This window comes from Schumannella soli (assembly GCF_006517435.1).
Lineage (GTDB): Bacteria > Actinomycetota > Actinomycetes > Actinomycetales > Microbacteriaceae > Schumannella > Schumannella soli.
In genome coordinates this window covers 304235-327446 of sequence record NZ_VHQG01000002.1, presented here as the reverse complement: position 1 = coordinate 327446, position 23212 = coordinate 304235, and the positions used below count along the sequence as shown (strand labels likewise).

The window sequence follows — 23212 nt, the reverse complement described above, 5'->3', positions numbered from 1 at the left end:
GGCGCCGCATCCCGCCCGCCGACCGCCGCCGCCGCCCGGAGCATCTCGTGAGGGGTCGCAGAAGCCCCTTCCCGCGACGTGATCCGCGGCGGGACGGGGCTTATGCGACCCCTCAGCGTTCTGAGGTGCCGGGTGAGGCGTCGGACGTCAGCGGATGAAGGTGTTGCCCACGCCCGTGTCGCTGCTCGCGCCCGTGGCGCCGGAGTCCCAGTTGACCGTGTTGTAGCTGCCGCTCACCGTGAGGGCCCCGATGCGGGTGCCGAGCACGGTCGCGAGGTCGCCGGAGATCGCGACGCTCTCGTACTCCGAGCCGTTGACGCTGTTGCCGCTGCCGCCGATCTGCGCGGCGCCGATCGGCCCGTTCGTGATCACTGTGGCGTCGTCGCCGGTGAGCGTCAACGACGTCGCCCCGTCGAAGTTCAGCGAGACGCCGTCGGCGCTGATCACGACATCGCCGCAGGCTCCGTTCAGCACGAGCACCGCGTCGTCTTCGGTGACCTCGAACGACTTGCCCGCACACGGCCCGTTCGAGATGCCGGCCGAGCCGAGCGTGCCGGATGCGCCGCCCGACTTCGTGTCGTCAGCGCGATCGGCGTCGTCGTCAGCCTTCGAGGGGCTCGGGGTCGCGGACTTCTTCGCGCCGGCGGTGCTGTCGTCGTCGGGTCCGGTGATGCCGATGCTGCAGCCGGTGAGGGCGACGGTCGCGGCGGCGAGGAGGGCGAGGGTGGCGAGCTTGGTTCGGATCATGTTCTTCACGCTAGAGATCGGATGTCCCCTCATCATCGCGGAGCTGTCGCAACTCTGCGACACCCGATCCCGAAGCCGCGGCTCCCGCCTCAGGGCCCGAGCAGCGCATCCAGCTCGGGCGCGGTCGTGACCGGCAGCGCGCAGGCGAAGTGCTCGCAGAGGTACGCGGTCGCCCGCCCCGCGCGCAGGCTGCGCGCCGCCAGCAGCTCGAATCCGAGTTCGACGAGCCGATCGACGTCGCGCGCGGCGACCACGACGAGCGCACCGCCGCGTGCGCGCCACCGGCGGGCGCGGGCGAGCAGTGCGCGGTCGTCGTCGTGCGGCTCGTCGGGCAGCACGATCACGAGCTGAGCGAGCGGGCGACTCAGCCGGTCGAGCGCGTGCAGCGCCGCGCCGAAGCTGATCGGCGCGGCGAGGGCGGGATCGACGGCGGGCGCGAGCGCCAGCTCGGCGAGGCGCGCGTGCTCGCGGTCGCCTGTGAGGGCGTAGAGACGCAGCGCGGCGTCGGCGACGGCCGAGCGCCCGGACGGCGACGCCCCCTCGCCCAGGTCGAGCGCGAGGTCGAGCCCGCGTCCGGCGAGCACCGGATCGGCGCCGTAGGGCGGCACGATCTCGCCGTCGCGTCGGCAGCGCTCGAGCTCCTCGCGGGCTCGCGTGAGGTAGCGCGCCGGATCGGCGGATGAGGGGATGTGGTCGTCGGGCACCGGATCGGGCTCCGCGACGAGCGTCGGCTCGGCCTCGAGCAGCGGCCCGGCGGCGAGCGCCGCCGCGAGTCGGAGCAGCCCGCCGGCGAGGAGCCCGACATCCTCGAGCGTCGCGACCGCATCGGAGAGGTGGTCGCCGGCGGCGGCGCGGCGCAGCACCCCGCGCTCGTCGGTCGCACCAGGCAGCACGGCGTCGGCCGCATCACGGGCGGCGCGGATCCACGCGGGGCGTCCGAGTCGCAGGCCCGCCTCGGCGAGCGCGCCGATCGCGAGCCCGTTCCATCCGGTGACCGACTTGTCGTCGATCGCGGGCGGGGTCAGTCGAGCGCGTCCCGCGGCATCGCGGGCGTAGTAGCCGCCCTCCGAGCGCACGCCGTCGACGTCGCTCTCGCTGTCCTGCGCCGCGCCGAAGCGGCCGTCGGGTCGACGCAGCACGTCGAGCAGGAAGCCCGCCACCCCTTCAGCGACCTCGCGCGCGACCGGGTCGCCGGCAGCGCTGTCGCCCGCAGCCTCGCCGTCGCCGTCTCCGACGCCGTCGACGGCCAGCCGCGTCGCCAGGTCGAGCAGCAGCGCGTTGTCGGTCAGCATCCGCTCGTAGTGCGGCTCGCTCCAGTCTCGCTGCACGGCATAGCGGAAGAACCCGCCCTCGACCGGGTCGCGCAGCGGGGAGGCGGCCATCGCGTGCAGGGTGCGGCGGGCGAGCGCGACGGCCGCGGAGTCGCCGGCATCCGCCCGTCCGTCGAGGAAGAGCAGCACGGGCGCGACGGGGAACTTGGGCGCCCCGCCGAAGCCGCCGAACGCGGTGTCTTCGTGAGCAGCGAGCGCCGCCGCCGCGGCCGCGAGCTGCGTTTCTCCAGCAGCCGCGCCCGCCGACTCAGCTGCTTCCGGCGGCACCGAGGCGCGCACGGCCTCGGCGACCGCCGCCGCGCTCGTCTCGACCTCGGCGCGCCGCTCGCGGAAGGCCTCCGATACGGCGCCGAGCACCTGGCCGAAGGCCGGCACACCCGATCGCGGCTCGGGCGGGAAGTAGGTTCCGGCGTAGAAGACCCGGCCGCGCGGCGTCGTGAACACGGTCAGCGGCCAGCCCAGCTGCGGGGTGAAGGCGCTCGCCGCGGCCAGGTAGCTCGCATCCACCTCGGGATGCTCCTCGCGGTCGACCTTGATCGCCACGAAGCCGTCGCGCAGCACCGCGGCGATGGCGGGATCGGAGAAGCTCTCGCGCGCCATGACGTGACACCAGTGGCAGGTCGAGTAGCCGATCGACACGAGCACGGGCACGTCGCGGCGCTCGGCCTCGGCGAAGGCCTCCTCGCCCCACGGCCACCAGTCGACAGGGTTGCCGGCGTGGGCGCGCAGGTAGGGGCTGAGGGCTTCGGCGAGGCGGTCTCCGGCCATCTGCCCAGGCTAGGCGCTGCGCCGCGTCGGTCGACCGGCGCCGGACCTGGTCATGTTCTCAGGTGCGTTCAGACGGGGCACAGGAAGCACCTCGGATCGGCATAGAGCGCTGGGATGCGATGGGGCTCCCACGGAAGGAGACCCCATGGACGCTCGAGACCCCGGTGGAGCACGACGCAGCGGCTGGCTGCGCGCGCGGCTCGCGACGGCGATCGTGGTCGTGTCGAGCGCCCTCGGCCTCGTCATCGGCACCACCGCGATCGGCGCGACCGCATCCGACGCGAACAGCTCGACCGACTCGAGCTCGACGGACTCCGGCTCGACGGACTCCAGCTCGACCGACTCCGGGTCGACCGACGCCGGGTCGACATCCGGTTCCTCCGACTCCTCGAGCACCGACGACACCTCCTCGAGCGAGTCCAGCTCGAGCTCCGCCGACGACACCTCCGCCGACGACTCCTCCACCGACTCCCCCGTGACGTCCGGCTCCGGCCAGGACTCGCAGGCCACCACGAGCGGATCCTGAGATGACCACCTCGTCCACCTCGCGGTCCGGCCTCCCGACATCGACCACCAGCGCAGTCGGCGCCGAGCAGACCTTCGCCTCCCGCGACTGGCCGCTCTGGTCGACGACCGCCCGGGTCGTCGTCGACGACCCCGCGAAGCACGCGGCCGCGATCGCGATCGCCGACCGGCTGACCGCCGCCGTCGATCACGCGGCGAGCCGCTTCCGCCACGACTCCGAGGTCAATCGCCTCGCCGCCGAGCTGCCGTCGGGAGCCCGCGTCAGCCCGCTGCTCGCCCGTCTCGTGCGCGCCGCGATCTCCGCGGCCGAGCGCAGCGACGGCGATGTCGATCCGACGCTCGGCCAGGCGCTCGTCGCCGTCGGCTACGACCGCGACATCCGCCTCGTCGCCGACGACGACGGCCGCCTCGTGCGCGCCGTCGCGACCGTGCGGCCGGGCTGGCGCAGCCTGGTGCTCGAGGGCGACCGCCTGCGCCTGCCCGGCCACCTCGCACTCGACCTGGGCGCGACCGCCAAGGCGCTGACCGCCGATGACGTGGCCGCCGAGATCCACCGCACGCTGGGATGCTCGGTGCTCGTCGCGCTCGGCGGCGACATCGCGACGGCGGGACCCGGTCCGGTCGGCGGCTGGCAGGTGCGCGCGCAGGACCGCCCGGGCGACCCGATGACGACCGTGAGTCTGCGCGGCGGCTGGGCCGTGGCGACGTCGAGCACCCAGCACCGTGCCTGGACGCGCGGCGGCGAGCGGATGCACCACATCCTCGATCCGCGCACCGGGCTGCCGGCCGAGGCGGTCTGGCGCAGCGTCTCGGTCGCGGCACGCAGCTGCGTCGAGGCGAACACGCTGAGCACCGCCGCGATCGTGCGCGGCATGGCCGCCCTGCCCTGGCTCGCGGCGCTCGGCCTGCCGGCCCGGCTGGTGGATGCGGACGGCCGCGTGCTCGTGCTCGGCGGCTGGCCGCTCGAGGTCGCCGACGACCCGACGGGAGCCTGACATGGACGAGGCGCTCTGGGCCCTGGGCCGCGCGACGGGCGCGATCGGGCTGCTGCTCATGACCGGGTCGGTCGTGCTCGGCATCCTCACCCGCTCCGGACGCCCCGCGATCGGACTCCCGCGGTTCGGCATCGCCACCCTGCACCGCAACGTGGGGATCCTCGCGACGACGTTCATCGGCATCCACGTCGTGTCGCTGCTCTTCGACCCTTCCGCGCAGCTGAAGCTCGTCGACCTGGTCGTGCCCTTCGTCGGCGACTACCGGCCGTTCTGGCTCGGACTCGGCACGGTCGCGATCGACCTGATGCTCGCGGTCACGATCACGGCGCTGCTGCGGCGGCGCATCGGCGCCCGCGCATTCCGCGCCGTGCACCTGTCGACGTACGCGCTGTGGCCGATCGCGCTCGCGCACGGCCTCGGCACGGGGACGGATGCGCTCACGCCCTGGATGATCGCGCTCACGGTCGTCTGCGTCGGCGCCGTCGCCGCGTCGCTCGCGTGGCGTCTCAGCGCGGGGTTCCGGCAGCCGCACGGCGCCATCGCCGTCTCGGCGCCGGCCTCGCCCGCGTCGGCTTCTCCCGCGGCGTTCTCCCCGGCGTCCGTCTCGCGGGCCCCCGTCTCCAGTGCGTCCGCTCCCCGCATCCCCGCCGCTCCGATCGGAGGCCCCCGATGACCCTGCTCGACCGCGCCCCGACCTCGCCCTTCGATGCTCCGGTCGAGGGCGGCACGCCCCGCGTCGGCTCAGAGCGACCCTCTTCCGACCTGGCCGCCCCGACCGGCGTGCGCCGACTGCTGGCCGCGGCCCCGGCCGACGCGGGCGACCATCTGGCGACATTCGGCCCGCTGCCCGACATCTCCCCCGATCGGCTGCTCGCCGAGCTCGAGTTCGCCGGCCTCACCGGCCGCGGCGGCGCCGGCTTCCCCGTGCACCGCAAGCTCCGCTCGGCTCGGGATGCGACGCGTGCCGGCCGCTCGGGGCGTCCGGTCGTCGTCGGCAACGGCAGCGAGGGCGAGCCGCTGAGCGCCAAGGACCGCCTGCTGCTGCGCTCCGCACCGGATCTCGTGATCGACGGGCTGCTGCTCGCCGCCCGCGCCGTGGATGCCGGCGAGGTCCGTCTCGTCGCCGACGCCGAGCTGCATCCGGCGCTGCAGGCCGTGCTGACCCGTCGCGCCGACGCCGGCCGCGCCCGCATCCAGCTCGTCGCGGCGCGCGGCGACTTCGTCGGCGGCGAGGCCTCGGCCGTCGTCGCCAACCTGGAAGGCCGGCGTCCCGTGCCGCGCGACCACCCCGTCCGTCTCACGATCGCGGGCTACCGGCGTCGTCGGACGCTCGTGCAGAACGTCGAGACGCTCGCGCATCTCGCCCTCGTCGCCCGGTTCGGCGGCGCGTGGTTCCGTTCGCGAGGAACCGCCGACGACACCGGCACGCGACTCGTGACGGTCAGCGCGCCGGGCACCCCGCTCACGGTGCTCGAGATCGCGGGCGGAACGCCACTCGGGGCGGTGCTGGCCGCGGCGGGACTCGACGACGCCGGCGTCCGGGCCGCGGGGCTCGGTCCCGGCGCGCGCGCCGTGCTCGTCGGCGGCTACCACGGCAGCTGGGTGCCCGGCTCGGCGCTCGACGCGCCGCTCGATCGCGCCGGACTCGCGCCGTGGGGCGCGACGCCCGGAGCCGGCATCCTGCACGTGCTGCCGCACGGCCGCTGCGGACTGCGCACGGCCGCCGGCATCGCCGGGATGCTCGCCGCCGAGACCGCCGGACAGTGCGGCCCCTGCGTCAACGGCCTGCCGCGCATCGCCGGACTGCTCGATCGCCTCGCGCGCCGCGAACGGCATCCGGGGCTCCCGGCCGAGATCGCCCGGGTGAGCGCCCTCGTCGACGGCCGGGGCGCCTGCCACCACCCCGACGGCACCGTGCGCCTCGTCGCCTCGACGCTGCGCGAGTTCGCGAGCGACGTGGATGCGCACCTCGACGGGACCTGCGAGGCCGAGCGATGAGCGCCCGCCTCGGGCTCGGCATCCCGACCGCGCCCGCCACGCAGGCCCGACCCGCCGGTGCGGGCGCATCCGCCGCCACGCTCCATGTCGACTGGACCGCCTGCGCGGCCCGCGGGCTGTGCGCCGAGCTGCTGTCGAATCTGCTCGAGCTCGACGAGTGGGGCTATCCGCGCGCGCTCGGCTACGGCTCCGACATCCCGGTCGGCGCGGCCGAGCTCGCCGATGCCCGCGTCGCCGTCGCCCTGTGCCCCCGTCAGGCGCTGTCGCTGCGGTGAGCTTCCCCACCTCGTGCAGCGCGCCGCCCCGGCGCATCCAGCCGGTTCCCGGCGGGGCGACCGCGAAGCGCCCTAGGCTCAGGCCATGTCGACGACGGCTGTGACCTACATCGGCGGACCGACGGTGCTCCTGGAGTGGGCCGGTCTGCGCATCGTGACCGATCCCACCTTCGACCCGCCGCAGACCTACGTCGGCGACGCGGGCACGGCGACCCTCGTCAAGACGCACGGGCCGGGGCTGACCCGCGCCGAGGTCGGCGTCGTCGATCTCGTGCTGCTCTCGCACCATGCGCACAAGGACAACCTCGACTGGGAGGGCCTCGAGCTCATCGCCTCGGGGCCGCTCACGATCAGCACCCGCGCGGCCGCGAGCGATCTGTGGGGCGGCTCGGTCGTCGGCTACGACGACTGGGAGAAGCACCAGCTCGGCGACGTGACCGTGACGATCGTGCCCGCCCAGCACCGGCCGGGCGCGGCCGAGCAGGTGCCGGTCGTCGGCTTCGTGCTGCAGAAGGCCGGCGAGCCGACGGTCTACGTCAGCGGCGACAACCTGTCGCTCGGCCTGGTCAAGCAGATCAGCGAGAACTTCCCCGACATCCGCCTCGCCGTGCTCAACGCGGGCGCCGCGCGGGTGCCCTCGGTCGACGGCAACCTGACTCTGACGTCGGCGGATGCGGCCGAGGCGGCCGGCCTCCTCGGCGCCGACGCGGTCGTGGGCGTGCACTGCGAGGACTGGCAGCACTTCAGCGAGAGCCGTGCCGATCTCGAAGCGGCCTTCGCCTCCGCCGGTCGGGCCGAGCTGCTCGCGGCCACGCCCCGCGGCGAGCGCATCGAGCTCGCGCTCTAGCCCGCACAGCCCTCCCCACGACGAAGGGGTGCGCCGCCCGCCCGGGCAGCGCACCCCATTCGCCGTCGGATGACGTCAGTTCACGTCGTCCGGGTGCGAGCCGACGCGCTTGTTCTCGTCGAGCAGCGTGATCGCGGCGACCTCGCCGTCGCTCAGCTCGAAGCCGAAGACGTCGAAGTTCTGCGCGATGCGCTCCCGCGAGTTCGACTTCGGGAACACGATGTTCCCGATCTGCAGGTGCCAGCGGATCACGACCTGCGCCGGCGTCACGCCGTGCGCCTCGGCCGCGGCGACGACCGGGCCGCGCGACAGCAGGTCGTACTTGCCCTGACCGAGCGGACCCCACGCCTCGGTGCGGATGCCGAGCTTCTCGTGGTGGGTGCGCAGCTCGAGCTGCGAGAAGCCGGGGTGCAGCTCGATCTGGTTGACGCTCGGCGTCACGCCGGTCGCGGCGATGATCTCGTCGAGGTGCGCCACCTGGTGGTTCGAGACGCCGATCGAGCGGGTCTTGCCGAGCTCCTTGATCTCGATGAGCGCCTGCCAGGCCTCGACGTAGTCGTTCTTCGCCGGTGTCGGCCAGTGCACCAGGTAGAGGTCGACGTGCTCGAGCCCGAGCTTCGCGAGGCTCTCGTCGATCGCGGCGTGGGCGGCGGCCTTCTGGTGGCGGTCGTTCCAGAGCTTCGTGGTCACGAAGAGCTCGTCGCGGGCGATGCCCGACTTGGCGATCGCGGCGCCGACGCCCTCCTCGTTGCCGTAGATGGCGGCGGTGTCGATGTGGCGGTAGCCGGCCTCGAGCGCATCGGTGACGATCCGCTCGGTCTCGGCGGGGTCGACCTTGAAGACGCCGAAGCCGAGCTGCGGGATCTGGATGCCGTCGTTGAGTTCGATGGTGGGCACGGAGGAAGTCATGCTCTCCACGCTAGAGGTCGGGGCTCCGCCCTCGCCGGGCGGGGCGTCGCACTCGGACGCGACGCTAAGATGGAAGGCTGCCCATGACCTCCTCGCCTGACTCCCCCGCCGCGTCTGCTGACGCATCCACGTCGCCCGCCGCGGTTCCGTACGTGATCTCGTACCCGTCCGAGCTGCCCGTGAGCGCGCGTCGCGACGACCTGCTGACGGCCGTGCGCGAGAACCAGGTCGTGATCGTGGCCGGCGAGACCGGCTCGGGCAAGACGACGCAGCTGCCGAAGATCCTGCTCGAGGCCGGATGCGAGCACATCGGCCACACCCAGCCGCGCCGCATCGCCGCGCGCAGCATCGCCGAGCGGCTCAGCGAGGAGCTCGGCGTCGAGCTGGGCACCGTCGTCGGATACCAGGTGCGCTTCACCGATCAGACCTCGAAGTCCACCCGGGTCAAGCTCATGACCGACGGCGTGCTGCTGGCCGAGATCAACCGCGACCGCGACCTGAAGCGCTACGACGCGATCATCATCGACGAGGCGCACGAGCGCAGCCTCACGATCGACTTCCTGCTCGGCTACCTCACCCGCCTGCTGCCGCGACGCCCCGACCTCAAGGTCGTCATCACGAGCGCGACGATCGACCCCGAGAGCTTCGCGAAGCACTTCGCCGATGTGCAGGGCCGGCCCGCGCCGATCGTCGAGGTCTCGGGGCGCACCTTCCCGGTCGAGATCCGCTACCGGCCGCTCGTCGCCGACGCCGCGACGGCGAGCGACGACAGCGACGACAGCGAGGATGACGAAGGCGGCTCGGGCGGGTCCTCCGGCGCCGACGGCGGCCGCGATCAGACCGACGGCATCCTCGACGCCCTCGCCGAGCTCGACCGCGAGCCGGCCGGCGACGTGCTCGTCTTCCTCAGCGGCGAGGCCGAGATCCGCGACGCCGAGGATGCGGTGCGCGGCCGCTACCGCGAGTCGTCGGGCACCGAGGTGCTTCCGCTCTACGGCCGGCTCAGCGCCGCCGACCAGCATCGCGTCTTCGGCGCCCGACCGGCCGGGGTGCGTCGTCGCGTGGTGCTCTCGACCAACGTCGCCGAGACGAGCCTCACGGTTCCCGGCATCAAGTACGTGATCGACGCCGGAACCGCCCGCATCAGCCGCTACTCGCCGCGTGCGAAGGTGCAGCGGCTGCCGATCGAGGCGATCAGCCAGGCCAGCGCCAATCAGCGCTCGGGCCGCGCCGGCCGTACGAGCGATGGCATCGCGATCCGCCTCTATTCGGAAGAGGACTTCGCCCGCCGCCCCGAGTTCACCGACCCCGAGATCCTGCGCACCGGGCTCGCGGCGGTCATCCTGCAGATGATCTCGCTCGACCTCGGCGAGATCGACGCCTTCCCCTTCCTGCAGCCGCCGGACTCGCGCGGCATCGCCGACGGCCTCGACCTGCTCGCCGAGCTCGGCGCCGTGCATCCCGGCCGTGACGGCGGGGCCCGTCAGATCACCCGCATCGGGCGAGAGCTGTCGCGCCTGCCCGTCGACCCGCGCTTCGGCCGCATGCTCGTCGAGGGCCGCCGCCTCGGCGTCGCCCGCGAGGTGACGGCGATCGTCGCGGGGCTGAGCATCCAGGATGTGCGCGAACGCCCGCTCGAGAAGCGCCCGCAAGCCGATCAGCTGCACGCGCGCTTCCGCGACCCGTCGAGCGACTTCGTGTCGATGCTCAACCTCTGGAACCACCTCCAGCGCGAGCAGAAGGACCGCAGCGGCAACGCCTTCCGCCGCATGTGCCGCGACGAGTTCCTCAATCACCTGCGCGTGCGCGAGTGGCAGGACCTCAACCGCCAGATCCTGCGCGCCCTCGACCTCAAGGGCAGCGAGGGCAGCCGTGCCGGTGGCGGTCGCGGGCGCGGAGCGCGCGACGAGCAGGGGCCGGATGCGCGCGGGCGCGGCCGAGGACGTGGTCGCGGGCGGGGCCAGAACGCCGAGAACGCCGTCGCGGGCGCCGAGTCCTCCGGCACGACGGTCGCCGACAGGACCGGCACTGCGAAGACCGGCGCCGCGAAGACCGGCGCCGCGGACTCCGACGGCACCACCGGCTCCGACGCCGACGCCATCCACAAGGCGCTGCTCGCGGGCCTGCTCAGCCGCATCGGCATCCGCGACGACCGCACGACCGGATCGAACGCCGGAGGCAAGGCGTCCCGCGAGGACTCCCGCGACGAAAACGGTCGCAACCGTCGCGGCCGCGAGTTCCTCGGCGCGCGCGGACAGAAGTTCACCGTGTTCCCCGGCTCGGCGCTGTCGTCGCGCCCGCCGGCCGCCGTCATGGCCGCCGAGCTCGTGGAGACCAGCCGCCTCTTCGCGCGCACGGTCGCCGCGATCGACCCGGCGTGGGCCGAGGCGCTCGCAGGCGACCTGGTGAAGCGCAGCCACGCCGATCCGCACTGGGAGAAGCGGCAGGGCGCCGCGGTCGTCAACGAGCGCGTCACGCTCTACGGTGTCGTGATCGTGCCGCGCCGGCGTGTGCAGCTCGCCCGCATCGACCGGGCGTACGCGCGTGAGCTGCTCATCCGCCACGCCTTCGTCGCCGGCGAGTGGCCCAACGAGATCGCCCGCGATCGCGCCTTCGACTTCGACCGCGACAACCGCCGTCTGCGCCGCGAGCTCGCCGAAGTCGAGGAGCGCACGCGCCGCCGCGACATCCTGCTCGATGACGAGGCCGTCGTCGACTTCTACGACGGCCGGCTGCCACGCGAGGTCGCGACCGTGCGCGAGTTCGAGAGCTGGTGGCGCACGGCGCGGAAGGAGCAGCCCGAGCTGCTCACGATGACGCGGGCCGACCTGCTGCCGGACGATGAACCGGACGTGGATGAGTCGCTCTATCCGAGCGAGTGGCGCAGCGACGACCAGCGCCTCGCCCTGCGCTACCGCTTCGAGCCCGGTGCGGCGGATGACGGCGTGACGGTGGATGTGCCGCTCGCCCTGCTGCCGGGCGTGCAGTCCGACGGCTTCGACTGGCTCGTGCCGGGCATGCGCGAGGAGCTCGTGACGGCGCTGATCAAGACGCTGCCGAAGGCGATCCGCCGCAACGTCGTGCCCGCCGGCGACTGGGCGCGCCGCCTCGTCGCCGAGCTGCCGTCGACGCCCGACGGACGCCTGACCGAGCGCCTGGCCGAGCTCATCCGCAAGCTCGCGCATACCCCCGTCTCCCCCGATGACTTCGATGCGAGCCGACTGCCCGAGCATCTGCGCGTCAACTACTCCGCGGTGGATGAGCGCGGCCGTCGCGTGCGCCGCTCGAAAGACCTCGACGAGCTCAAGACGAGCCTCGGCGAGCGCGCCCGCACGAGCGTCGCCAGAGCCGCGACGACGCCGCGCAGCGATCTCGAGCGCACCGGGCTCACGAGCTTCGACCTTGACACGCTGCCGGCCGTGCTCGACACGAAGCAGGGTGGCAACACGATCCGCGCCTACCCCGCGCTTGTCGACGAGGGCTCGACCGTGGCCATCAAGCTCTTCGGCACCGAGAGCGAAGCGACCGGCGCGCACGCCGCCGGCATCCGCCGTCTGCTCGCCCTCGCGCTGCCGAGCCCGCTCTCCTACGTGCAGGAGCACCTGACCGGCCCCGAGAAGATGGCGCTCGCCACGAGCCCCTACCGCTCGACCGGCGCCCTGCTCGACGACGCGCTGGCCGCCGCCATCGACGAGCGTGTCGGAGCCCGCGCCCCGCGCACCCGCGCGGAGTTCGAGGCGCTGCGCGACGAGATCTCGGCCGGGCTGCTGGATGCCGTGTTCGGCGTCGTCGCGACCGCCGCGGCCGTGCTCGACGCGGCCCGCGCCGCCGACAAGGCGATCTCGAAGAACTCGAGCCTCGCATTCATGTCGCCCCTCGCCGACGCGCGCACGCAGCTCGAGGCGCTCGTGCATCCCGGCTTCATCGGCGTGACCGGCGCGACCCAGCTGCGCCGCGTGCCCGTCTACCTGCGCGGCATCGCCGTGCGCGTCGACGCACTCGTGCAGAACCCCGGCCGCGACCGGGTCTGGCAGAACGAGGTCGAGAACGCGACGGCGCTCTACCGCGAAGCCGGCGGCACGCTGCCGCTCACGGCCGCCGTGCCTGAGCGGCTGCGGACGGTGCGCTGGATGCTCGAGGAGCTGCGCGTCTCGCTCTTCGCGCAGCAGCTCGGCGCCGCCGGGCCCGTCTCGATCCAGCGCATCCGCAAAGCCCTCGCCGGCTGACCTCGCGGATCAGCTCGGCTGATCCGCGCCGATCGTGTGCTGACGGAGGAACTGGTCGATCTGGCGGTACTGCGGGTGGGAGGTGCCGACCGTGAGGTTTCCGCCTGCGACCGGGAAGTAGAGATCGATCGACCCGTTGCGCTTGCGTTTGAACCCGGCGACCACCGCGAGGTTCCAGAGGATGCCGTATTTTCCCTCGATGAACATGATTCCATCTCACACCACTCCGAGGGTTCCCGGGCCACGTCACGCGGGGTCACACCGGAAGCACGTCCGCAGCGGGTGCGGTGGGATGGGATGGCGGATCCGCCCCGCGTCCCGATCCCTGAGGAGACCCTGCCGATGACCGAGTTCTACGACCGCGAAGGCGACCGCGCCTACACCGCCGACTACAAGGCGTCGACGCCCGACATCCTCAAAGCCTTCAGCGACTTCGACAACGCCGTCTTCGCGAAGGAGGGCCGCGCGATCCCGCTGAAGTACCGCGAGCTCATCGCGCTGGCCGTCGGCATCACGACGCAGTGCGTCTACTGCATCGACGCGCATTCCCAGAAGGCGGTCGCCGCGGGCGCCACCCAGGACGAGCTGGCGGAAGCGGGATGGGTCGCCACGGCGATCCGCGCCGGCGGCGGATTCGCGCACGGTCGCCTCGCCTTCAAGCTCTCGGGCATCCACGACCACGACGGCGACGTGCAGCAGGCCTGAGCGCTGCCCCGCGCGCCGGTCGTCACGACACCGGGCGCCGTGCACGACGAAGGCCCCGACCGTGATGGTCGGGGCCTTCGTGCTGTCGGCTGCGCGACGCGACGCTCAGCCGGCCGCGATCACTCGCTCTTCGACGCGACGGTCGCCGAGGCGTTCGACTCGTACGAGGTGTTCGTCGACTCGAAGAAGTTGACGAGCTGCAGCGTGTCGTTCGCCGCCGCCATCCACTTCGCCGGGTTCGACACGTTGTACTCGGGCTCGAAGCCGAGCTCCTCGAGACGACGGTCGGCCAGGTACTTCACGTACTGGTTGATGTAGTTCGCGTTGAGGCCGAGGATGCCGTTCGGCAGGAGGTCGCGGTTGTACTCCTCCTCCATCGCGACGGCGTCGACGATCATCTGCTTGATCTCGGCGGCGAACTCCTCCGTCTGCAGGTCGGGGTTCTCCTCCAGCACCGTCAGGATCAGGTTGATGCCGAACTTCAGGTGCAGGCTCTCGTCGCGCACGATCCAGTCCATGAGCGAGCCGAAGTTGCGCAGCAGGTTCCGCTGACGGAACGACAGCGCGACCATGAAGCCCGAGTAGAACCAGATGCCCTCGAGGATGATATTGTACGCCACGAGGTTGCGGATGAAGTCCTGCTTCCCCTTCGTGGTCGTGATGTCGAGGGTCTCCTCCGTCATGCGGCGGATGAAGTTGACCTCGAACTCCTCCTTCTTCGCCATCGACGGCACGTCGACGTGCGAGTTGTAGGCCTCGTTGCGGTCGATCGGGAAGGTCTCGAGCACGTACTCGAACGACATGCAGTGGTTGGCCTCCTCCCACATCTGCTTCGCGAGGTAGAGGTGCGCCTCGGGAGCATTGACGTAGGGGTAGACGCCGAAGGCCAGGGCCTTGTTGACCAGCAGCTCGTTCGGGTTGAAGTACGACATGAGGAACGTGATCGCGTGGCGCTCCTCGTCGGTCATCTTCTTGAAGTCGGCGATGTCCTCGCCGAGCTGGATCTCGTTCGGGAACCAGGTGTTCGCGACCGCCTGGTCGTAGAGGTCCATCGCCCACTTGTAGGTGACGGGCTTGAGCAGCAGCCCTTCCTTGATTCCGGTGCCGAGGATGGCCATGTCGGGAGTCTTCTTTCTCGCTTCGCGGTTCTACGTGTCGTGGGGGTGCGTGCTGCCGGCTACTGGCAGCTCTCGCACTGCAGCTCGTCCATCGGGTCGACGGGCACCTCGTAGTCCCAGGTGCCGGTCGATCCGCCGAAGACGCTGTCGCTCATCGCGCTCACTTGCCCAGTCCACCGAATCCGCGACGGGCCGGGGCCGCACTCGGAGCAGCCTCGGAGGAGGCGCCCGCGACGGCGGGGGCGGCGGCGCCGAAGCCGCGCTTGGCGGTCTTCTGCGCATCCAGGTCCTCGGTCTTGTTGACCTTGACCGTCGACTGCTCGGCGGTGTGACGCGGCTTCACGTGCAGGTAGTACGTGGTCTTGACGCCGCGCTCCCAGGCCCCGTAGTAGATGTCCATCATGTCGCCGAGGTCGCGCGTCTCGAGGTACATGTTGCGGCTGATCGCCTGGTCGACCCACTTCTGCGCGCGCGCGGCGACGTCGAGGAAGGCGTAGGGCGAGAGCTGGAAGCTCGTCTTGAAGACGTTCTTGATCTCGTCGGGGATCGCCTCGATGCTCTGGATGTCGCCCTGGCTGCGCAGGATGCGCTCGCGCACCTGCTCCCAGATGCCCGCCTCGCGGAGGGCGTTCACCAGGTTGTGGTTGATCTCGAGGAACTTGCCGTTGCTGGTGGCGCGGCTGAAGATCTGCGAGAACTGCGGGTCGAGGCCGGGCGTGGTGCCGGCGACGAGGCCGATGGATGCGGTGGGCGCGATCGCCATGAGCGTCGCGTTGCGCATGCCGCCCTTGACCTTGGCGCGCAGCGCGTCCCAGTCGAGGCGCGTGGTGCGGTCGACCTTGATCTCCATGCCGCGGTCTGCCTCGGTGAGGGCGATCGAGTCGAAGGGCACGAGGCCCTCCGACCAGCGCGAGCCGGCGAAGTTCGGGTACGAGCCGCGCTCCTCGGCGAGCTTGACGCTCTCCTCGATGGCCGCGTAGGAGACGTGCTCCATGATCTCGTCGATGAGGTCGTAGGCCTCCTCCGACTCGTACGAGATGCCGAGGCGCTCGACGATGTCGGTGAAGCCCATGACGCCCAGGCCGATGGCGCGGTTCTGCTGGTTCGAGAAGTCGGCCTCGGCGACGCTCGACAGGGTGATGTCGAGCAGGTTGTCGAGCTGACGCACGGCCAGACGCGCCGACTCGGCGATGAGGTCCCAGTCGAAGCCGAGCTGGCCGTCCTCGCCGCGCACGAGGTGGCGCGGCAGGTTGATCGACGCCAGGTTGCAGACCGAGACGTTGTCGACGTCCTGCGGCAGGCAGACCTCGGTGCAGAGGTTCGAGAGGTGGATCGTGCCCGTGTTGTTGTTGAGGGCGCGGTTGTTGATCGTGTCCTTCCAGGTCAGCCACGGGTGGCTGGTGGTCTGGAGCGAGATCAGGATCGCCTTGAACTGCTCGCGGGCGCGGATCTTCTTGAACATGTTGAGTTCGCCGGCCTCGGCCTTGGCGGCGTACTCGGCGTAGCGCTCGGAGAAGGCCTTGCCGTAGAGCTCGCCGAGGTCGCTGACCTCGAGCGGGTCGAAGAGGTACCAGTCCTCGTCGTTCTGCACGCGCTTCATGAACTCGTCCGAGATCCAGACGGCGGTGTTGGCGGTGCGGGTGCGGCGGTAGGGATCGCCGGAGTTCTGACGCAGGTCGAGGAACTCGGGGAAGTCGAGGTGCCAGTTCTCCATGTAGAAGCAGAGGGCGCCGAACTTCTTGCCGCCGCGGCTGACCGCGCGCAGCACCGAGTCGATCGTGTGCATGAACGGGATCGGGCCGGTCGAGGTGGTGTTGTTCGAGCGGATGGGCGAGCCCTGGGCGCGCAGCTTCGACACGGAGAGGCCGATGCCGCCGGTGCCCTTGGTGAGCCACATGACGTCGCGCACGCTCTTGGCGATGTGCTCGATGTCGTCCTGCATCTCCATGACGAAGCAGTTGGAGAGCTGCGGGTAGGAGGTTCCCGCGTTGACGAGGGTCGAGCCGGCCGCGAGGTACTCGAGCTTCGACATCTTGTCGTAGAAGGCGATCGCGTGGCTGGTGGCGTCGGGCTCGTTGAGCGAGAGGCCCATCGCGATGCGCATCCAGAAGTACTGGGGAACCTCGAGCGGCTCGTTGTCGCGGGCCTTGATGCCATAGCGGTTGTTGAGGGTGACGGCGCCGATGTACTTGAGCAGCTTGTCGCGCTCGGGCTCGAGGGCGGCCGCGAGGCGATCGAGGTCGAAGATGCCGGTCGTGAAGCGCGAGTCGAGCAGAAGCTCGTCGACGCCCTGGTTGACGTAGGCGACGAAGTGCTCGGCGTGCAGCGCCTTGAGCTCGGCGTCGGTGTCGTAGTCGCCGAGCACGCGCTTGTAGATGGTCTTGAGCAGCAGGCGGGCCGCGACCGTGTCGAACTGCGGGTCGTCCTTGACGTTCTGCAGGGCGACCTGGATGACGGCCTCGTCGAGCTGCTGTGTCGTGATGCCGTCGAAGAGCGTCAGCTCGAGCTCGCTGGCGATCTGGGTGACCCAGGTGATGCTGTCGTCGAGTCCGCGGCTCGCGTGCTCGATGGCCAGGTTGATCTTGTTCGCGTCGTAGGGCTCGCGCTCTCCGTTGCGCTTAACGACGGTGATGGCCATCTCGTTCTCCTTCTGCGTCGTGAGACGCGTCCCCAGTGGCTGGTGCTCGTGGTGGTGCTCTGCAGTTGAGCTGTGGTGCGAAAAGTGCTGATCGGGTGGCGCTGATCCTGCGGTGCGGATGCTGCCGCGCTGACCCGGTCTTCGGTGGTTCGGAAGCCGCTCGCGAGCCCGGATCCCTGCCTGCGGCCGGCGGCTCGACCACTATATATCGGGGTCCATTCCGGATCGACCCCAATATCTTGTGGGCGTGTCGTCCACAGATGTGAATAAGTTGTCGGCGTTTCTCCACACCCTGTGAGTGATTAAGCGCTAGACGCGGACGCGGGATCGGTTCCCCCGCGAACGCTACTGATGGCGTCGGACATCACCGCGTCGGCCGCCACCCGTCGGAGCGGGACCGGCGGCGGTGCGGGCCGTTGCAGCAGACTCCGACGATCGCCGGGACTCAAGGACGCAGCGTCTGCACCGGCTCGGTGTCGGGGATCGGCGAGGCGTCGCGGCCCCGCAGGTCGGGCAGCGCTCTCACGAAGATCACCGGCACGAGGAAGGCGAAGACGGCGAACCCGGCCGCGGCGGCGAGGCCGCCTTTGGCGTCGAAGTGGTCGATCATCACGCCGGCGATCGCCGAGCCGGCTGCGGCGCCGATCAGCTGGCCGGTGCCGACCCAGCCGTAGGCCTCAGCGGTGTCACTGAACTTCACACTCGACGACACCGCGGCGAACATGACCGCGAGGGCCGGGGCGACCGCGAGTCCGGCGATGAGCACGGCGGCGGTGAGCGACCAGAACTCCCACGCGATGACCGAGAACACGGCACCGACGACGAAGACGATCATGCGGCGGGCGAGGCTCCAGCGGCCCACGGGGGCGTGGCCGAAGGCGAGACCGCCGACGAGCGAGCCGAGCGCGAAGACGGCCAGCACAGCGCCCGACTCGACGCTGCCCTCGCCGAACGACGCGACCACGCTGGCCTCGATCGCGGCGCAGGCGCCGATCAGCACGAAGCCGACGACCGTGACCACGAGCACGGTCGGCCGGGTGAGCACCTTGCCGAAGGCGCGCTTCGAGCGCGGGATGCGCACGCGCCCGACCTCGGGCGAGAAGATGAACCAGGCTCCGCCGCCGAGGCAGAAGGCGGCGGCGATGAGGATCGCCAGCACGGTCGAGATCTGCGTCGCGATGAAGGTGGTGACGACCGGCCCGGCGACCCAGATGATCTCCTGCGCCGACGCATCCAGCGAGAACAGCGGCGTGAGCTGGCGGGCGGTGACCATCTTCGGGTAGATCGTGCGCACGGCCGGCTGCACGGGCGGGAAGGCGAGGCCGCCGAGCAGGCCGACGGCCATGTAGACGGGCAGCGGCACGCCTGCGGGCAGCAGCGCGACGACGATCATCGTCGCGCTGCAGACGAGCGTCGTCAGGATCAGCACCGGGCGCATCGCCCAGCGCCCCATCCAACGACTCGTCAGCGGGCCGGAGATGGCCTGGCCGACGCTGGTGGTCGCGAGCACGAGGCCGGCGGCGCCGTAGGAGTGGAAGAGGTGCTCGACATGCAGAAGGTAGGCGAGCGAGAGCATGCCGGAGGGGAAGCGGGCGGTCAGCTGGGCGGCGATGATGCGCCCGACCCCCGAGGTTCGCAGCAGGTCGAGATAGGACTTCACGGTGCTTCCGACTCTAGTGATCGCGGGGCCGAGAGCATCGGCGGTCGTGCCGCCGGACGGGGGCTACTTGCCCACTCCCCCGGCGAGCCCGCGAACGAAATAGCGCTGGCAGGCGAAGAACAGCACGACCATCGGCACCGCCGCGATGACCATCCCGGCGAAGACGACGGGATACTGCGTGCCGTTCTTCGACATCAGATCGGACAGGCCGACCGGGAGGGTCTGCACGCCCGATCCGCTGGTGAAGATCATCGCGAAGAGGTACTCGTTCCAGTTCTGCAGCACGTTGAGCACGATGGTGGTGGCGATGATGGGCATGCTCATCGGCAGGATGATGCGCCAGAACGTCGCCGCACGCGATGCGCCGTCCAGCGCGGCGGCCTCGTCGACCTCACGCGGCAGATCGAGCATGTAGGCGCGCATGAGGAAGACGGTGAAGGGGATGCGGAAAGCCGTGTAGAGGATCAGCAGCCCGGCGAAGGAATCGTAGAGACCGAGCGACTGGAACATCTTGACGAGTGGGATCAGCGCGACCGTCGGCGCGAGCATCAGCCCGGCGAGCACGAGCACCGTCATGGTGCGGTTCAGCGGGATGTTGACGCGGGTGAGCGCGTAGGCGGCCCAGGCGCTGATCAGCTCGGTCAGCAGCGTCGCGAGCACCGTGAGCGAGACGCTGGTGCCGACGAAGTCGCCGACGCCTTGACGCCATGCCGTCGCGAAGTTCTGCCAGAGCGGCGACGACGGCAGCGAGAACGGGTCGCCGAACAGCTCGGCGTTCGTCTTCAGCGCGTTCATCACCATCCACGCGAGCGGGTAGATGACGACGATCGCGAGCGCGATCAGGATCACCCAGACCAGTACGGCCCTGATCCCTCGGCCCAGCCGGGCGACGATCACCATTCGACCCTCTTCTTCCGTGAGTAGGCGAGCTGCGCGGCGGCGAGCAGCAGCGTGATGACGAAGATCGCGACGCCGATCGCGGCTGCCGACCCGAAGTCGTTCGTGACGAAGCCCGCGTGATAGAGCCAGGTGCCGAGCACCTGGCTGGAGTTGTTGGGTCCACCGCTGGTCATCACCATGACCTCGTTGAAGACCTGGAACGCGCCGGAGATGGTGACGATCATCATGAGGCCGGTCATCTCGCGGACGAGCGGCAGTGACACGTTGAAGAAGCGACGGACGGGGCCGATGCCGTCGATCTGCGCGGCTTCATAGAGCTCCTGTGGGATGCGCTGCAGCGCGACCGAGAACAGCAGGACGCTGTAACCGAAGCCCTGCCACTGGCTCATCGCGATGATCGCGAAGATCGCTGTGCTCTCGTGCCCGAGCCACGCCTGCGAGAACTGCCCGAGACCGAGGTTGTCGAAGAAGACGTTGAGCAGGCCCGTCTGCGGCTGGTAGATGAAGTAGAAGAGCAGGCCCGCGACTGTGAGCGAGATCGCCGACGGGATGAAGTAGATCGCCCGCAGCGCTTTGCGCCAGCGCTCGCGGCGCACGCTCTCGACGATCGCGGCGAGCACCAGGGCGCCGAAGACCTGGAACACGATCGAGATGACGGCGTACCAGACGTTGTTGCCCAGTGCTTTCCAGAAGATCGGATCCTCGGCGAGGGCGACGTAGTTGTCACCGCCGACGAAGGTCTGCTCGCCGCTGTAGATGTTCCACTTCAGGAAGCTGAAGAGGATGTTCTGGGTCAGCGGCCAGTAGACGAAGACGGCCAGCACCGCGAGCGCCGGCAGCAGCCAGATCAGGCCGCCCGCGCTCGCGCGGGTGCCGGGTCTGACCGGCCCTCGCCGCCGAGAGACGCGGGCTGGGCCCCGCCCGACCTCCTCGAGCGAGGTCGGGCGGAGTTCGGTCGGGGCCTGCAGGGCCGTCATTTCGCCTTCTCGGCCGCGGCACGAACGGCGGCGAGTGCGGCCTTCGGAGTGAGGCTGCCCGAGACGAGTCCCTCTGAGACGGCGACCCACGAGTCGGCGACCTCGGGCACATTCGCCATGTCGAGCCACGCGAACGACGACTCCGCATCGTCGACGAGCTTGGCGCCCTCGGCGACGGCGGGGCTGGCGACCTCCTCGGTCACGACGCCCTTGACGGCGCTCGGCTGGCCGTACGGCGGCGAGGAGAGGGTCGTCGCGTTCTCGCGGTTGGTGAGGAACTTGAGGAAGTCGAGCGCGACGGGTGCGTTCTTGCTCTTGGCGTTGATCATGTAGCCCTCGGGCGCTCCCTGCAGGGTGCCCGGGTCGCCCTTGGCTCCGTCGGGCGCGGGCAGCTGGAAGATCCCGAAGCCATCTCTGTTCAGCTGGCTGTCGCTCGTGTTCACCGAGTCGAACTCGATGAGCTCCTGGTAGTACATGGCCGCCTTGCCGGTGGCCTGCTGCTGCTGGGCCGTCGTGTAGGTCACGCCGTTGGAGTTGCTGCCGTCACCGGTGCACTCGGTCACCAGCCGCTGGAACTGCTCCATCGCCGTCACATAGCCCGGGTCGTCGTACCTCGCCGTCTTCGGGGCGAGATCGGCGTCGATCGTGTCGCGCGGCACGTTGTAGGCGACGAGCTGTCCGAGGTAGTGCAGCCCGGGCCAGCCGTCTTTGTTGCCGAAGGCGATGGGCACCTGGCCGGCGGCCTTGATGGTGAAGCAGTCGGAGATCAGCTCGTCGAACGTCGACGGCACCTCGAGGCCGAGCTCGGAGAAGATGCGCTTGTTGTAGCCCATGAACTTGGCGTCGTTGTAGAACGGCACCCCGTAGTACTTCCCCTCGTAGCGGAACGAGTCGAGCGCGGCGGTGCCGAAGCTGTCGCCCCACTCGGTTCCCGGCGCGATCTGCTTGCTGAGGTCGACCGCGAGCCCGTTGACGGCGAAGTTCTCACCCCAGTTGCCGGCGTAGGTGAAGTAGACATCGGGCAGCGACTGCGAGCCGATGAGCACCTTCTCCTTGTCTTTGATCGCGTTGTCGTCGGTCTCCTGGGCGAGTGTGATCTTCAGATCGGGGTGCTCGGCCTGGTAATCCTTCACGACCCCCTCGAAGTAGGGTGCCATCGGATCGCCGGCGCCGGCGGTGAGGATGCTCAGGCTGCCGGAGAAGTCGGGCTTCGCCGTGATGTCGGCGCTGCCGCCGCTCGCCGAGCACGCGGTGAGCGCCAGGGCGAGGATTCCGGTGGCCGCGATCGCAGTGGTCGCTCTGGTGGGGTTCACGCTCGACTCCCGTCGTGGGGGGCCGAGCGGGCTCATCGCCCGTCAGACCCGTCATTGGATCGGTTCGGCGACCGTCGAAACGGCCGGGTGCGTCGACTATACGAAAAACTGGTACCGGTATCAATCCCCGAGACGAGAACGAGGTCTCGCGCTGCCGATACTCAGTTCGCCGGGGGTGGCGCCACGCTGTCGCGTCGAACGAAGTCGGCCTCGAGGACATGGGTGGCGACGGGCGCGACGCCACCGGCCATCCGAGCGAGGAGGCACTCCGCGGCCAGTTTCCCGAGCTGGTGCATCGGCTGCGCGACGACCGACATCGCCGGCGTCATCACGCTCGCCCACGAACTGTCGTCGAAGCCGATGAGCGACACGTCGTCGGGGCACCGCAGCCCGCGTTGCCGCAGCGCTCGCAACGAGCCCGTGAGCGCATCCGTCTCGGTCGCGAAGATGGCCGTCGGGGGGTCTGACAGAGCCAGCATCCCCAGCACGGCGCGGGTGGCCTGCGATTCGTGCTTCGCGACGTGGGTCACGAGCGACGTGTCAAAGGGGATGCCGGCCTGCTCGAGCGCCTCGAGATAGCCGAGCAGTCGCTCGCCGTCGCTCCACAGCGCGCTGTCGAGGATGCGACGGAGGTCGTCAGCGCCCGCGGCAGGCTCGGTCGTGACGGGCCCCCACACGAAGCCGATCCGCCGGTGGCCCGCCTCGATCAGCGACGCGACCGCTTCGCGTGATGCCTCGCGGTTGTTGATCACCACCGCATCGGCGGTCACCGCGTCGACGAGGCGGTCGAGCAGCACGAGCGGGATGCCGCGCTGCTCGAGCAGGTCGATCTGCGGCATGCGCGCCTGCCGCCCCGCTGCCGGCGCGAGGATGACGCCGTCGACGCGCTTGTCGACGAGGACGTCGATGGCGGCCGCTTCCTGCGCCAGATCTTCGTCGGTGCTGAGCACCAGCACGTCATAGTCGGCGCGGCGTGCGGCATCGGCGATCCCGCGCAGCACGCCGGCGAAGAAGGGGTTCCCCACATCCGCGAGAACCACGCCGAGAGTGCGGGTCTCGCCGGTCGACATGCTGCGAGCGACGGAGTTGGGGCGATAGCCGAGCCGCTGGGCAGCGGCGAGCACCACCTCGCGGGTCTTCGGGCTCACGGAGCCGTATCCGCCGAGCGTGCGGGCGACCGTCGCGCGCCCCACCCCGGCCTCCGCCGCGACCTCGGAGATCGTCGGCGAGGCACCGCCGTCACGCTGGATCGACATCGCGTCGCCTTCCCCCTCGTGACG

The 23212-nt window shown here is 70.6% G+C and carries 20 protein-coding genes; 8 read left to right on the top strand and 12 right to left on the bottom strand.

Annotated features, from left to right (window positions below; translation table 11 throughout):
* Window positions 1–147 precede the first annotated feature (147 nt).
* Window positions 148–747: a DUF3060 domain-containing protein gene (locus FJ657_RS07245; protein WP_141163031.1), complete on the bottom strand. Its 600-nt coding sequence runs from the start codon at window positions 745–747 to the stop codon at window positions 148–150.
* A gap of 89 nt (window positions 748–836) precedes the next feature.
* Window positions 837–2846, bottom strand: coding sequence for a thioredoxin domain-containing protein (locus tag FJ657_RS07240; RefSeq protein WP_141163030.1), 2010 nt, complete (start codon window positions 2844–2846; stop codon window positions 837–839).
* Window positions 2847–2991: 145 nt separating this feature from the next.
* Between FJ657_RS07240 and FJ657_RS07235 the strand changes: the two genes are divergently transcribed.
* From FJ657_RS07235 to FJ657_RS07210, 6 genes are all read left to right on the top strand, one after another.
* Window positions 2992–3372 carry a hypothetical protein gene (locus FJ657_RS07235; protein WP_141163029.1) on the top strand — a complete coding sequence of 127 codons (381 nt, stop codon included), beginning with the start codon at window positions 2992–2994 and terminating at the stop codon, window positions 3370–3372.
* 1 nt (window position 3373) lies between these two features.
* Window positions 3374–4366 (top strand): FAD:protein FMN transferase, encoded by a 993-nt coding sequence (locus FJ657_RS07230; protein ID WP_141163028.1) that lies wholly within the window; start codon window positions 3374–3376, stop codon window positions 4364–4366.
* A 1-nt stretch (window position 4367) separates the two neighbouring features.
* A complete protein-coding gene (locus FJ657_RS07225; protein ID WP_141163027.1) occupies window positions 4368–5039 on the top strand; it encodes a ferric reductase-like transmembrane domain-containing protein in 672 nt (223 codons plus the stop codon).
* Window positions 5036–6364, top strand: a complete 1329-nt coding sequence (locus tag FJ657_RS07220; protein ID WP_141163026.1) for an NADH-ubiquinone oxidoreductase-F iron-sulfur binding region domain-containing protein — start codon at window positions 5036–5038, stop codon at window positions 6362–6364. Before FJ657_RS07225 ends, FJ657_RS07220 begins: the two co-directional genes overlap by 4 nt.
* Entirely contained in the window at window positions 6361–6639 is a 279-nt protein-coding gene (locus FJ657_RS07215) for a ferredoxin (protein ID WP_141163025.1), read from the top strand. The genes FJ657_RS07220 and FJ657_RS07215 overlap by 4 nt, the downstream gene beginning before the upstream one ends.
* A gap of 85 nt (window positions 6640–6724) precedes the next feature.
* Window positions 6725–7486, top strand: coding sequence for an MBL fold metallo-hydrolase (locus FJ657_RS07210; protein WP_141163024.1), 762 nt, complete (start codon window positions 6725–6727; stop codon window positions 7484–7486).
* A 75-nt stretch (window positions 7487–7561) separates the two neighbouring features.
* Here the strand turns inward: FJ657_RS07210 and FJ657_RS07205 are convergent, their stop codons facing one another.
* The gene (locus tag FJ657_RS07205) at window positions 7562–8395 is read right to left on the bottom strand and encodes an aldo/keto reductase (protein WP_141163023.1); all 834 of its coding nucleotides are present in this window, start codon (window positions 8393–8395) and stop codon (window positions 7562–7564) included.
* Between the two features lie 77 nt (window positions 8396–8472).
* Here FJ657_RS07205 and hrpA point away from each other — a divergent pair, with 77 nt between their 5' ends.
* Window positions 8473–12621 carry an ATP-dependent RNA helicase HrpA gene (gene hrpA / locus FJ657_RS07200; RefSeq protein ID WP_439653942.1) on the top strand — a complete coding sequence of 1383 codons (4149 nt, stop codon included), beginning with the start codon at window positions 8473–8475 and terminating at the stop codon, window positions 12619–12621.
* Window positions 12622–12630: 9 nt separating this feature from the next.
* On the opposite strand, the gene FJ657_RS07195 is transcribed toward hrpA, so the two are convergent.
* Window positions 12631–12828, bottom strand: a complete 198-nt coding sequence (locus FJ657_RS07195; RefSeq protein WP_141163021.1) for a hypothetical protein — start codon at window positions 12826–12828, stop codon at window positions 12631–12633.
* A gap of 135 nt (window positions 12829–12963) precedes the next feature.
* Here FJ657_RS07195 and FJ657_RS07190 point away from each other — a divergent pair, with 135 nt between their 5' ends.
* The gene (locus FJ657_RS07190) at window positions 12964–13326 is read left to right on the top strand and encodes a carboxymuconolactone decarboxylase family protein (RefSeq protein ID WP_141163020.1); all 363 of its coding nucleotides are present in this window, start codon (window positions 12964–12966) and stop codon (window positions 13324–13326) included.
* Window positions 13327–13445: 119 nt separating this feature from the next.
* Here FJ657_RS07190 and FJ657_RS07185 read toward each other — a convergent pair whose 3' ends face one another.
* From FJ657_RS07185 to FJ657_RS07150, 8 genes are all read right to left on the bottom strand, one after another.
* A complete protein-coding gene (locus FJ657_RS07185; RefSeq protein ID WP_141163019.1) occupies window positions 13446–14444 on the bottom strand; it encodes a ribonucleotide-diphosphate reductase subunit beta in 999 nt (332 codons plus the stop codon).
* A gap of 59 nt (window positions 14445–14503) precedes the next feature.
* Window positions 14504–14608 carry a ribonucleotide-diphosphate reductase subunit beta gene (locus tag FJ657_RS07180; protein ID WP_141163018.1) on the bottom strand — a complete coding sequence of 35 codons (105 nt, stop codon included), beginning with the start codon at window positions 14606–14608 and terminating at the stop codon, window positions 14504–14506.
* Window positions 14605–17082 carry a ribonucleoside-diphosphate reductase subunit alpha gene (locus FJ657_RS07175; RefSeq protein WP_141163017.1) on the bottom strand — a complete coding sequence of 826 codons (2478 nt, stop codon included), beginning with the start codon at window positions 17080–17082 and terminating at the stop codon, window positions 14605–14607. The genes FJ657_RS07180 and FJ657_RS07175 overlap by 4 nt, the downstream gene beginning before the upstream one ends.
* Window positions 17083–17527: 445 nt before the next feature.
* A complete protein-coding gene (locus FJ657_RS07170; protein ID WP_141163016.1) occupies window positions 17528–18742 on the bottom strand; it encodes an MFS transporter in 1215 nt (404 codons plus the stop codon).
* Window positions 18743–18805: 63 nt separating this feature from the next.
* The gene (locus FJ657_RS07165; protein ID WP_141163015.1) at window positions 18806–19642 is read right to left on the bottom strand and encodes a carbohydrate ABC transporter permease; all 837 of its coding nucleotides are present in this window, start codon (window positions 19640–19642) and stop codon (window positions 18806–18808) included.
* On the bottom strand, window positions 19636–20619 hold the full coding sequence (locus FJ657_RS07160) for a carbohydrate ABC transporter permease (RefSeq protein ID WP_141163014.1): 984 nt from the start codon (window positions 20617–20619) through the stop codon (window positions 19636–19638). The genes FJ657_RS07165 and FJ657_RS07160 overlap by 7 nt, the downstream gene beginning before the upstream one ends.
* The gene (locus tag FJ657_RS07155) at window positions 20616–21932 is read right to left on the bottom strand and encodes an ABC transporter substrate-binding protein (protein WP_255447198.1); all 1317 of its coding nucleotides are present in this window, start codon (window positions 21930–21932) and stop codon (window positions 20616–20618) included. Before FJ657_RS07155 ends, FJ657_RS07160 begins: the two co-directional genes overlap by 4 nt.
* A gap of 161 nt (window positions 21933–22093) precedes the next feature.
* On the bottom strand, window positions 22094–23188 hold the full coding sequence (locus FJ657_RS07150; protein WP_141163012.1) for a LacI family DNA-binding transcriptional regulator: 1095 nt from the start codon (window positions 23186–23188) through the stop codon (window positions 22094–22096).
* Between the last annotated feature and the right edge of the window lie 24 nt (window positions 23189–23212).